Origin of the sequence: Bowdeniella nasicola (assembly GCF_001907295.1) — a bacterium.
GTDB classification, from domain to species: Bacteria; Actinomycetota; Actinomycetes; order Actinomycetales; family Actinomycetaceae; genus Bowdeniella; species Bowdeniella nasicola.
This window is the reverse complement of record NZ_MQVR01000015.1, coordinates 25,187-36,784: the sequence shown is the minus strand read 5'-3', so window position 1 is coordinate 36,784 and position 11,598 is coordinate 25,187. Positions and strand designations below refer to the sequence as shown.

Sequence of the window (11,598 nt, the reverse complement as noted above, 5' to 3'; positions counted from 1 at the left end):
TGAGTTGTAGAAGATGAACTCGAGGATCACGCGGTGACCGCCCTGCTGTCCAGCACGACCACCCCGCTACACCACTATGAGGGACTCAACTACGCGAAGGACGGGATCGGTGAACTCATCACCGTCTCCGACGTCTACCGCTCGACCCTGCTGACCGTCTTCCCGCGGATCTACCGCGGCACTCACATCTCGCATCCGGCCGTCGCCCACACGCGCGCGAAGCACTTTGAGATTTCCTGCTCAGCCGACGTGATCGTCCACGGCGACGGGGAAGCACTCGGATCCATGCCCGTGAGTGTCACCGTCGAACCAGCCGCCCTGCGGGTGCTCGCAGCGAAGGCAGAATGGACCTCCTTTGATGGCTGACGAGCCCGAGCTGTCACCCGCCGAACGCTACGCCGCCTCGCGCCAGCAAGCCCGCTATGAGCGCAGCGAGACCGCGGCCTATGATGCCTCGCTGCCGTTTCCGCTCGATGACTTCCAGCGAACGGCATGCCTCGCGGTCGAAGGCGGCGACGGCGTCCTCGTCGCGGCCCCGACCGGCGCCGGCAAGACCGTCGTGGGTGAATTCGCCGCCCGGCTCGCGATCCAAGGCGGGGTCCGCCTCATGTACACGACGCCGATCAAGGCACTGTCGAATCAGAAATACTCTGACTTCGTCAAGACCTGGGACAAAGAGAACGTCGGAATCCTCACCGGCGACACGTCGATCAACCCGCAGGCTCCCATCGTCGTCATGACGACGGAGGTCCTGCGCAACATGCTCTACCAGGACTCGCGCGACCTTTCCGACGTACGCTACGTCGTCATGGACGAAGTCCACTACCTAGCCGACCGGTTCCGCGGCCCGGTGTGGGAAGAGTGCATGATTCTGCTGCCCGAGCGGGTCCAGGTGATCTCGCTGTCGGCGACCGTATCGAACGCGGAAGAGTTCGGCGCCTGGCTTACCGAACTGCGCGGCCACACGCAAATCATCGTCTCGGAGATTCGTCCCGTCCCGCTCAACCAGCACATTATGGTCGGTCGAAGCATGCTCGACCTCACGCACCCGAACGACCCGCTGAAGGTCAACCCCGAGGTGTACCAGGCGATCGGCAGCGGCTCGCGCAGACACGGCCAGCCTCGCCGGCGCCCCCTCACCTCCCGCTACGACGTGGTGGCCACCCTCGATGAGGCCACGCTGCTGCCCGCGATCATCTTCGTGTTTTCACGCGCCGGCTGCCAGCGCGCGGTCGAAGAACTCCTCGCGGCAGGCGTCACCCTCACCACCCGCGCGGAGGCCGATCGCATTGGCGTGATCGTCGAGCGGATCTGCATGGAGCTCGATCCAACCGACCGCCAAGCGGTGGGCTACGAGACCTTCTACCACGCCGCGACGCGCGGCATCGCGGCCCACCACGCGGGCCTGCTGCCGATCTTTAAAGAATGCGTCGAGCAACTCTTCGTCCAGGGCCTCATCAAGGTCGTCTACGCGACCGAAACCCTCGCACTGGGTATCAATATGCCGGCCCGCTCGGTCGTCATCGAGGGCCTGGTGAAATGGGACGGCGCCGATCACGTCATGCTGACGCCCGGCCAGTACACGCAGCTGACGGGACGCGCGGGGCGGCGAGGCATCGACGTCGAAGGCCACGCAATCGTCCTGTACGACCAGCGGATCAACGTCGACGCCATCGTAGGCCTGGCCTCCAAGCGCACCTATCCGCTGAATTCGGCCTTCCGGCCCACCTATTCGATGGCCGTGAACCTCCTGTCGTGGCTGTCGGTCGACCAGGCCGAGCGGGTCTTGGAGTCGAGTTTCGCGCAGTTCCAAGTTGACCGGTCCGTCGGCGGCCTCGCCCGCCGGATCCGTAAAGAGCGAGCCGCCTTAGAGGGGTACGAAAAGGCCCTCGACTGCACGTGCGATTTCCCCGCCTACCTCGAGCTGCGAGAGAAAATCTCGCGGCTGGAAAAGTCCACGCGAAAAAAGACGAGCGCCCTGCACAGGCAGCTCGCCCTGGACAACATCGGGGTAGGGGAGGTCATCGAGTACCGCTTTGGGCGACGTACCCACCGCGGGCTCGTCGTCGACGTCCGGCATTCGGGGGCGCAAGGCAGCGTTATCACGCTGATTGACCAGACGGCGAAGCTGCGCACCATGACAGGACGAGATTTCGTTCAGGTGCCGGTCAGCCTCGGCAGTATTGCGATCCAGGGCAACTCCTGGCGCGGTGCGAAAACCCGGAAACAGCTGGCTGGAAAACTCTCGCGGTTCGCGGGCCGTAAGGGCGAGTCAATCGTCAATAAGCCGCGCGATGAGGACGCCTACGCAGAGCTCGACGCCCTGCGCAAACAGCTCACGTCCCATCCGGGGCACTCGTGCCCGAAGCGCTCCGATCACGAACGGTGGACCGCGCGCTGGCGCGACCTGCGCAAATCGCTTCGCAGCAACGAGCAGAAGCTTGCGAATAAGACCGAGGGCCTCGGGCAAGCCTTCCGCCGCATCTGCGCGCACCTGATCGAGCTCGGATACCTCAACGAGGAATACCATTTGACCGATAACGGCGATATGTTGCGGCAGATCACCGCAGAGGCGGACCTGCTGATCGCCGAATGCCTGGCTAGGGGAGTGCTGCATCAGCTCTCGAGCATCGACCTAGCCGCCGCGGCCACGATGTTCGTCTACGTCACGCGAGGCGAGGATGGTCGCGCACCGCTGCACCTGAAAGGTGACCTGGGGCGCGCCGTCGACACCATCCGAGAGCTCTCCGAGTCGCTGCGTGCTGGCGAAGAGCGCCACGGTATCGAGCAGATGCGGCAGATCGACGACGGGCTCGTCACCGCCATGCGCGATTGGGCCCGTGGCCTCAACTTGAACCGGGCGCTGCAAACCGCCGGCATCCCCGCGGGCGACTTCGTGCGCTGGGTGAAACAAACCGCCGACGTTCTCGACCATATTGCCGCCGCCGAAAAGGTCAGCGGCGACGTCGAATCTGCTGAGCGGGCGACCGCTGCCCGCCGCCTTATCCACCGCGACATCGTCGCGTGGAGCACGCTCGTGTGACGCGTGTGACGTATGTGCGTATCCGACATATCACGTATGACACAAGGGGTTGAATCTGCAAGCGGTGGCCGTTAGCGTAAGATACTCCGGCAAGATCGGATGAGGGACCTGGGGCTCCATAGAAAACGCGTCCGCCACCTGGTGGCGCGCGGTCCGAAGACCCCCAGGTCCTTATCTATTAGCATGAGAAGCGTGCCCGTCCCTATGAGCTTTGTGCCGCGCTTTCTCCTAGCCGCACTGGCTGGCGGCGCCCTCAACCTCGCGTTTCCCCACCTGCGATGGTGGTGGATGGCGATCGTTGCCCTCGCACTCTTGCACGTGGCACTGGGGCGCTCTCGCCCGGGCCGTGCCTTCGCCTATGGCACCGCCTTCGGCCTCGCCTTCTTTCTGCCGCATCTGTCCTGGGCGATCACCTCGGTCGGAACCTATATCCCGTGGGCGGCGCTAGCGACCCTGCAGGCCTGCATCATTGGCCTCTACGCGTGCCTGCGCGCCGTGGCCCTCAAGAGCGCCTGGTATACGAGATCGGCCTCGGTGTGGATCGACGCGGTCGGCTCTGGCCTCCTGTTCGTCGCTATCGAGGGCATGCGATCGCGATTCCCGTTCGGAGGCTTCGCGTGGGGCCTCGTCGGCTACTCACAGGTCGAAGGTCCGATCGTCCGTCTTGCGGCGTACGGCGGAACCACCCTCGTCGGTTTCACCGTCGTTGTCGCTGCCGTGCTCCTCGCTCGCGTTATCAACCCGGCGGGGGAGCGCAGCGGTCGATTCCTCTCCCGCGCCGCCCAGGTAGCGGTTGCTGGCGCGCTGCCGTTGGTCGCGGCGCTGGCGCCGCTGGCCGGCAATGCCGAAACCGGGAGCTTGAGCGTCGGGGTCGTCCAAGGAAACGTCCCGCGCCCGCCGCTCGCGGACGGGTATGAGCAGGCTCGGCGCGTCACCGCCAATCACCGCGACGAAACTGTGCGGCTGGTGAAATCCGACCCGCAGCTCGACCTCATCGTGTGGCCGGAATCGGCCTCCGATCTCGACCCGCGCACCAACGACGACGTGCTCGCGATGATCCACGAATCCGTCCTCGCGGCGAAGGTTCCAATCCTCGTGGGAACCCAGGAATACTTCGAAAACGGGCGATACAACCAGCACCTGCTGTTCGTGCCCGATGGCAACGACGTCCGGATCGTCGACAGCTACACTAAGCAGCATCCCGTACCGTTCGGCGAGTACATTCCGTACCGAGATTTCTTTGCCAAGATCTCGAGCGACGTCGGCAAGGTAAGGACCGACATGCTGCCCGGTCAAAAGCCCGGGATCATGGATCTAGCTCTCGCGGATCGCAACGTACGCGTCGGCGATGCGATCTGTTTTGAGATCTCCGTCGAAGACCTGGTTCGTGACAGCGTGAACCGCGGCGCTCAGGTCCTCATCGTTCCGACGAATAATGCCTCCTTCGGAGATTCCGCGGAAGCCGCCCAGCAGACCGATATCTCGCGCTTTAGAGCCATCGAATTCTCGCGCGCAACGGTCCAGGCCTCCACGGTCGGCACTTCCGCAATCATCGACCCGCGCGGCCGGATCGTGGGCGCAACCGAGCTGTGGACTTCGGATCACCTCGTCGCCAAGGTGGCGCTGCGCACCAGTGAGACCTTCGCAGCCAAAGCGGGGATCATTCCAGTTCTGGGATCTGCGATTCTCGCATTAGGCTGGGTGGTAGTTGGCCCCTTCACAGGAGAAAAGCGTGCGTCCCGTCGTCATTATTCCGACCTACAACGAAAAAGATAACCTCCCGGTTATTGTCCCGAAGGTTCTGGAACTCACGGACGCTGACATCCTCGTCGTCGACGACGGATCTCCCGACGGTACCGGCGAACTCGCCGATGAACTCGCAGCACAAAACGACCGTGTCCACGTCATGCACCGCAGCGAAAAGAGCGGCCTCGGCCGCGCCTACGTCGCCGGATTTACCTGGGCACTGGCGCGCGACTACAGTCACATCCTCGAGATGGACGCCGACCTGTCGCACCGCCCGATTGACCTGCCGAAGCTCCTCACGCGCGCCGACCGTCCCGACGCCCCGGACCTCGTCATCGGTTCGCGCTGGGTGACCGGCGGTGCCGTCGAGAACTGGCCGATGAACCGGCTGTGGCTCTCGCGCGGCTCAAACCTGTACGTACGACTCGCCACCGGCCTGCGCGTGCACGACGCGACGGCGGGCTTTAGGGTCTTCCGCCGCGAGATTCTAGAAAAAATCGACCTGAGCGCGGTCCAGTCGCACGGGTATTCCTTCCAGGTCGATATGACGCTGCGCGTCGATGAGGCAGGCGGCATCATCGTCGAGGTCCCCATCGTGTTCGTGGAGCGCACCGAAGGCGTGTCGAAGATGGACGGGCCGATCATTAAGGAATCGGCGCTGCGAACGGCAGGCTGGGGGATTGCCCGGCGCCGCGCGCAGCTGGGGCGCCTCGTGAACAAGTTCCGCCGCTAGCAACACAAAACCGGTAGCCCAGCGGGCCACCGGTGACGTGTTTGGTAGACGAACTTACGCCGAGCGACGACGCAGCTTTCCAGCTCGCAGCAGTTCGAGACGCTCATCGAGCAGGACCTGCAGTTCCTCCATGGAGCGACGCTCCAGCAGCATGTCCCAGTGGGTGCGCTGGGGCTTGACCGGCTTGGTCGGATCCGGACGGTCGTGCTCACGGAGCACCGCTTCCTTCCCGCACTGGCATTCCCACACCAGAGGAATTTCCGCCTCGGCGAACATGGTCACTTCGGTGACCTTGCCACAGTCTTCGCAATCAAAACGCACGGTGACGCGATCGGCGAATTCGACGCCCACATCGCTTTCCATGCTTCGGGATCCAAGGCTCATTCCGCGTAGTGCGCGCTCTGCCATACTTACTCCCTTCATAGCCTGCGGCCCGGACAACCTCGCCGGGCACACGTAAGCTTAAACTGATTTGAACGGGGATCTATTCCCAACTGTGGCATAAGATGCCGGATCGAGCTAACTCAGGGGCATGTGATGCGTGACGTGGCTGACCTTGACGTTCCCGTTCTTGTCGCGCCTATTGCGGGCGGACCGACGACTCCGGAGCTGTGTGCCGCCGTCGCGAACGCGGGCGGCGGAGCCGTCCTTGCAGACGCTGATCGGCAAACACCTGGAGTCGGCCCATCCGGACATCACGTGGCCGGAGTTCGACAACTGTCGACACGAGTGGAACAACGAGGACCAGTGCGAAGCGCTGCATACGGGCTCACCGGATTTCGTGTCCTTCACGTTCGGTATGCCCTTACCAGAGGCCTGCGAGGCCGTGCGAGCGCTCGGCTGCCCGCTATACGTCACGTGCGCCGATGAGGACATGATTGCCCGCGATCTATCCGCACTTCAACAAGTTGACGGCCAACATCCGAGCTGCGGGGCGGGCGCGTGATGACGTGAGCGTCCAGAGCGTATGGGCAGGCGATCCATGCCAGGGCATCACCGGCGATCGGGCGGCCACGGTCCTGGCATCGCTTGATCCTGGGCAACTATAGTCCTGTTCCGATAATGCATATTATGACACTTTAGACAATGTGAGGTGTCCCCGAACGGCGCATGTTCTGGCGGTTCGGAGTAATCCACCCGTAACCCCACTATCGAGCTAAGGAAGTCCCCTCGTGCTTAGGCACACCCTCACGACGGCACTCGCAGTTGTTCGTCTCTTTTGGGATCCCCGGGCTCATCGGCGCGGTACTCGCCGCTGCCCTGTTTGCGCTGATGTGCATGGTCATCCTGCAGCTCGGCAGCTACTACCGCGCCCATGAGCACTCCGTCGTCTTCGGTGAGATCGCGCATCCGATCATCTCGAAGCTGCTCGACTACTTCATTACGTTCACGCTGTTTTGTGTCGGCCTCGTGATGATCGCCGGCGCTGGCTCGAACCTCAACCAGCAGTTCGGGCTGCCCGTGTGGGTGGGATCGGCGATCATGACGGCGCTGTGTATCGGGGCAGGTCTACTCGATGTCTCCCGCCTGGAGACCGTCATCGGCGCTCTCACGCCCTTCATCATCGTCATCGTTGTCGCCGCTAGTGCCGTCGCGATCAATGCGTCGGACCGGTCCTTTGCCGCGCTGCAGCGAGTGGCGACCGAGATCCCGAGCTCGCTACCCCACTGGACGCTGTCCTCCATTAACTACGTGGCGCTCGCCCTCGCGCTCGGCATCTCGATGGCGATCGTGATGGACGGCGATCAGCTCGACCCGAAGTCGGCGGGCCGTGGGGGCTTCGTCGGCGGACTGCTCTTTGGCGGCCTGCTCGTCATCGCGACCCTCGCGCTGTTTATGCAGGTGGGGCGCGTCGCTCACCAGCCGACTGAACTTCAATACCGGGGTCGGGATTGTTCTACGCGCTCGCGCGGCGCGCGACGTCGAGCCGACCCGAACGGTTCTTCCCCGTCCTCATCGCGGCTGTCGCGGCGGGATTTGCCGGAAGTTTCGTTGGGTTCAAGGCGCTCGTGGGCTACCTCTACCCGATCATCGGCTACGTCGGTATCGCCCTCATCGTCATCCTCGTGCTCGCGTGGGGAAAGCAGCGCGCCGAGATCGCCGCCGAAGCGCACCGCCGCGGCCGCATCCGCGACCTCGGTCGGCGCAAGCTGCAAAAAGAGGTACCCTTCTCCCCCCGCCGAACACCGCGATCTGGAGCAGGCCATCAGCGATTCCAATCTCGATGACGACCAGATCCGCACCGATATGCGCGCCGAGGTCGTCGAAGAGATCGAAGCCGATCCCGATGCGACCCTCGATACCTCCCAACTACCGAAGGAATTACGGGCGAACAGCGCTTGTCACGTAGGGTGTCACTGTGAAGTTTCCTGATATCGATCCGGCGATCCACATCGGTCCGCTGGACATCCACTGGTACGGCATCATGTACCTCGTCGGTTTTGCGCTCGCCTGGTTCCTTGGTGTCCAGCGCGCAAAGAAGCCCGGGTCGGGCTGGACCCCGGAGAAGGTCGGTGATCTCATCGTGGCCGCTGCCGTTGGCGTCATCGTCGGTGGTCGCGTCGGCTACGTCCTGTTCTATGGCCTGAAAGAGGCGATCGCCGACCCGCTGTGGATCTTCAAAATGAACCAGGGTGGCATGTCGTTTCACGGCGGCCTCATCGGCGTTCTGCTCGCGATCTACTGGCTCGCGTGGCGTAACGACCGAAAGTTTTGGGACGTAACGGACTTCATCGCTCCCCTAGTCCCGCTCGGACTGTTTTTTGGGCGCATCGGAAACTTCATCAACGGCGAGCTGTGGGGCAAGCCCACCGACCTGCCGTGGGGCATCATCTTCCCGACCGGCGGCGACGTGTCGCGGCATCCATCGATGCTGTACGAGGCCTTCCTTGAAGGGCTCGTGCTGTTCGCGATCCTGTGGTGGTTCTCTGCGCGGCGCCGCCCCCGTCGGGCGGTATCCGGACTCTTCCTGCTCGGCTACGGTATCTTCCGCTTCGCGGTGGAATTCGTCCGGATCCCCGACGTGCAGCTCGGCTACATCTTCTTCGACTGGATGACTATGGGCCAGATCCTGTCGCTGCCCATGATCATCATCGGAACCTGGCTGCTTGCCGATGCCTTCCAGCGCCCGGTCTACCCGGACTACTCAGACGAAGCAGACGAGTCCTCGACGACGCCCGGAGAGGTCAGCGAATCCGGCTCCACCAAATAGGTGGTGGAAGCGGCGAGCTTTTCGCTCACAATCGCTTCGATTTGATCGAGCACGCCCTGTTCGACGTCGCTTATGCCCTTGGAAGCCTCGGCGGCAGCGGAGGTCGCCTCGCGCACTGCGTCGCGATAGGCCTGCCCCGTCGCGCTGTCTTTCGAGTCGGCGATTCTCACGGCCTCGCGTAGCAGCTCGAGCTCTCCCCCGCGCTTGACGCGTGGAATATCGAACTCGGAGAAGATCTCCTTCAGGTCCGCCGGCAGCGACTGCACTGTCTTGCCCGCCGCGGCGGACTCTTTGAACATTGCGATAAAGCCAGAATCGGTTTTGGACACGAGAGCGACGGCAGCCATGAGGCCGCCGCGAATAGCATCGGATTCTTCTTCAGAGTACGTACCCATGGCTTAATCATGGATGTGTGACGCACGTCGCGTCACCGGGAGCGCGCGTTCACTTCGGTAGCATGAGGGGCGTGCGCTGCGCCTGTTTTGAGCTGGGGACGTGCCGCTCGTGCACGGTGCTCGATACCCCCTACCCGCAGCAGCTAGCGGACAAGGACGCTCGGGTTCGTAGCCAGCTTGCGGGCGTCGTGCCGCCCGACGTCTTCCGCGAGATCGTCGCTTCCAATCCAGTGCACTTTCGCACTCGCGCGAAACTCGCCGTCGGTGGGACTGCCGCCCACCCGATCCTCGGTATCGTCCGGCCCGATGGCAGCGCCACCGATATCCGCCTGTGCCCGATCCATAACCGGCACATCACCGACGCGCTGCCGGCGATCGCCCGATTTATCGCGCGCGCCCGCCTCACGCCCTATGACCTCACGACCCGGCGCGGCGAGCTCAAGTATGTGCACGTGACCGCCGCACCGAACGGTGAGCTCCTCGTGCGGTTCGTGCTCCGCTCAACCGAAGCCGAAGCGAGGATTCGCAAACACCTCGCGAGCCTCCTCGCCGACGTGCCGGCGATCCGCGTCGCGACGCTGAACCTGCTGCCCGTGCACAAGGCGGTCACCGAAGGCGAACGCGACATCCTGCTCACAGACGAGCACCTGCTTGCCATGCCACTCGGCGATGTGACGCTGCACCTGACGCCCGCGAGCTTCTTTCAGACGAATACCGCGATCGCCCAGGCGCTTTATGGGCGTGCGCAGGAACTTCTCGGGGCGTTGCCGCTGCCGACGCCTGCCCGGATCTATGACCTGTACTGCGGCGTCGGCGGTTTCGCGCTGCACCTCGCGGGAGTTGATCGGCACGTCACGGGCGTGGAGATTTCGGAGCCGGCGATCGCGGCGGCGCAGTACTCGGCCGAAGTCAACGGAGTTGCCGACCGTGTCGAGCTCATCGCGGCCGACGCGTGGCAGTGGCTCGCCACCGCGCCACGTGCCGACCTCGTCGTCGTCAATCCCCCGCGCCGCGGCATCGGCACCGAACTTGCGGGCTGGCTCAACGAGCACGCGCCCGCGGTGCTGTATTCGAGCTGCAACGCGGTGACGCTCGCGAAGGATCTCGCACACATGCCGAACCTGCGCGCCATGAGCGCGCAGGTCTTCGACATGTTCCCGCATACGACGCACACCGAGACGCTCGTGGCGCTCGTGCGTCGCTGACGGCTATTCGGGTTTTTCGTCCGGGACGTTATCGGCCTCGGCCAGGATCGTCGTGTCATCGCCGTGTCCGGTGTGGACGACTGTATTCGGGGGAAGCGTGAACAGCTTCGTGCGGATCGAATTCACGATCGTCGGGTAGTCCGAATACGACCGGCCCGTCGCTCCCGGTCCGCCGTTAAAGAGCGTATCGCCGGAGAAAACGCAGCCGAGGCCGGGGACGTAGAAGCAGACTGCGCCCGGCGCGTGGCCCGGCGTATGCAGGACGTGGATCTCGCTGCCGGCGAGGGTGAGGACGTCGCCATCGGCGAGGTGTCCGTCGACCTCCTCACCAGGATGCGATAGCTCCCACAGCACCTGGTCGTCCGGATGCATGAGGATCGGCGCACCGGTCTTTTCGCGCACCTCAAGGACGACGTCGACGTGATCGGAATGCGCGTGCGTCAGCAGGATCGCTTGGACCTCGCGGCCGGCGACCGCGTCAATGATTGCGTCGGCGTTATGCGGAGCGTCGATGACGACGCAGGTTTCGTCGTCGCCGAGGATCCAAACGTTGTTGTCGACGTCCCAACTGCCGCCATCGAGTTCGAAGGTGCCAGAAGTGACGGTGTGGTCAATACGGATGGTCATTTCATCTCCACTACGCTGCGAAGGACGGTGCCGTCCCCCATCTTGTCAAAGGCGGCATCGACATCGTCGATCCCGATCCGCTCGGTTACAAACTTCTCCAGCGGCAGTCGGCCCTGCTGGTAGAGGTCCACGTACATCGGGAAGTCGCGCTCGGGCAGGCAGTCGCCGTACCAGCTGGACTTCAGGGCGCCGCCGTGACCGAAGATGTCGAGCAGCGGCAGCTCCAGGGTCATCTCGGGTGTGGGGACGCCGACCAGGACGACGGTCCCGGCAAGATCGCGGGCATAGAACGCCTGCTTGTAGGTCTCGGGATGGCCGACGGCCTCGATGACCACGTCGGCGCCGAAGTTGTCGGTCAGCTCCTGGATCGCCTCGACGGGGTCGCTCTTCTTGGCGTTCACGGTGTGGGTCGCGCCGAGCTCTGTGGCGAACTCGAGCTTCGCATCATCGACGTCGACCGCGATGATCGTCTTGGCTCCGGCGAGGCGGGCTCCGGCGATGGCAGCATCGCCCACTCCCCCGCAGCCGATGACGGCGACGCTATCACCGCGCGTGACGCCACCGGTGTTGATCGCGGCACCCAGGCCCGCCATGATGCCGCATCCGAGCAGGCCGACGACCGCCGGATCGGCGCTCGA

Annotated in this window: 12 protein-coding genes; 8 read left to right on the top strand and 4 right to left on the bottom strand. The window is 63.9% G+C overall.

What is annotated here, in order from left to right; all coding sequences use genetic code 11:
• Nucleotides 1–33: 33 nt before the first annotated feature.
• The 4 genes from BSZ39_RS04060 to BSZ39_RS04045 all read left to right on the top strand — a co-directional run bounded on the left by BSZ39_RS04060 (nt 34) and on the right by BSZ39_RS04045 (nt 5,522).
• Nucleotides 34–366, top strand: coding sequence for a hypothetical protein (locus BSZ39_RS04060; RefSeq protein ID WP_073716109.1), 333 nt, complete (start codon nt 34–36; stop codon nt 364–366).
• The gene (locus BSZ39_RS04055) at nt 359–3,043 is read left to right on the top strand and encodes a DEAD/DEAH box helicase (protein WP_073716108.1); all 2,685 of its coding nucleotides are present in this window, start codon (nt 359–361) and stop codon (nt 3,041–3,043) included. The genes BSZ39_RS04060 and BSZ39_RS04055 overlap by 8 nt, the downstream gene beginning before the upstream one ends.
• A 192-nt stretch (nt 3,044–3,235) precedes the next feature.
• Nucleotides 3,236–4,819 carry an apolipoprotein N-acyltransferase gene (lnt, locus tag BSZ39_RS04050; protein ID WP_158025086.1) on the top strand — a complete coding sequence of 528 codons (1,584 nt, stop codon included), beginning with the start codon at nt 3,236–3,238 and terminating at the stop codon, nt 4,817–4,819.
• Complete coding sequence (locus tag BSZ39_RS04045) at nt 4,776–5,522, top strand: polyprenol monophosphomannose synthase (RefSeq protein ID WP_083602927.1); 747 nt, start codon at nt 4,776–4,778, stop codon at nt 5,520–5,522. Before lnt ends, BSZ39_RS04045 begins: the two co-directional genes overlap by 44 nt.
• 54 nt (nt 5,523–5,576) lie before the next feature.
• On the opposite strand, the gene BSZ39_RS04040 is transcribed toward BSZ39_RS04045, so the two are convergent.
• Entirely contained in the window at nt 5,577–5,930 is a 354-nt protein-coding gene (locus BSZ39_RS04040; RefSeq protein ID WP_073716105.1) for an RNA polymerase-binding protein RbpA, read from the bottom strand.
• A 241-nt stretch (nt 5,931–6,171) separates the two neighbouring features.
• On the opposite strand from BSZ39_RS04040, the gene BSZ39_RS14040 reads away from it, so the two are divergent.
• From BSZ39_RS14040 to lgt, 3 genes are all read left to right on the top strand, one after another.
• Nucleotides 6,172–6,468: a hypothetical protein gene (locus BSZ39_RS14040; protein ID WP_169829082.1), complete on the top strand. Its 297-nt coding sequence runs from the start codon at nt 6,172–6,174 to the stop codon at nt 6,466–6,468.
• A 260-nt stretch (nt 6,469–6,728) separates the two neighbouring features.
• Nucleotides 6,729–7,895, top strand: coding sequence for a YkvI family membrane protein (locus BSZ39_RS04030; protein ID WP_073716103.1), 1,167 nt, complete (start codon nt 6,729–6,731; stop codon nt 7,893–7,895).
• Nucleotides 7,882–8,733, top strand: a complete 852-nt coding sequence (gene lgt, locus BSZ39_RS04025; RefSeq protein WP_073716102.1) for a prolipoprotein diacylglyceryl transferase — start codon at nt 7,882–7,884, stop codon at nt 8,731–8,733. The genes BSZ39_RS04030 and lgt overlap by 14 nt, the downstream gene beginning before the upstream one ends.
• Here the strand turns inward: lgt and BSZ39_RS04020 are convergent.
• Entirely contained in the window at nt 8,664–9,128 is a 465-nt protein-coding gene (locus BSZ39_RS04020; RefSeq protein ID WP_073716101.1) for a hypothetical protein, read from the bottom strand. The genes lgt and BSZ39_RS04020 overlap by 70 nt on opposite strands.
• A 62-nt stretch (nt 9,129–9,190) precedes the next feature.
• On the opposite strand from BSZ39_RS04020, the gene BSZ39_RS04015 reads away from it, so the two are divergent.
• Nucleotides 9,191–10,333 (top strand): methyltransferase domain-containing protein, encoded by a 1,143-nt coding sequence (locus BSZ39_RS04015; RefSeq protein WP_245792415.1) that lies wholly within the window; start codon nt 9,191–9,193, stop codon nt 10,331–10,333.
• A gap of 3 nt (nt 10,334–10,336) precedes the next feature.
• Here the strand turns inward: BSZ39_RS04015 and BSZ39_RS04010 are convergent, their stop codons facing one another.
• Together BSZ39_RS04010 and BSZ39_RS14160 are read right to left on the bottom strand one after the other, a co-directional pair.
• Entirely contained in the window at nt 10,337–10,960 is a 624-nt protein-coding gene (locus BSZ39_RS04010; protein WP_073716099.1) for an MBL fold metallo-hydrolase, read from the bottom strand.
• Entirely contained in the window at nt 10,957–11,553 is a 597-nt protein-coding gene (locus tag BSZ39_RS14160; RefSeq protein ID WP_222842853.1) for a zinc-binding dehydrogenase, read from the bottom strand. Before BSZ39_RS14160 ends, BSZ39_RS04010 begins: the two co-directional genes overlap by 4 nt.
• Between the last annotated feature and the right edge of the window lie 45 nt (nt 11,554–11,598).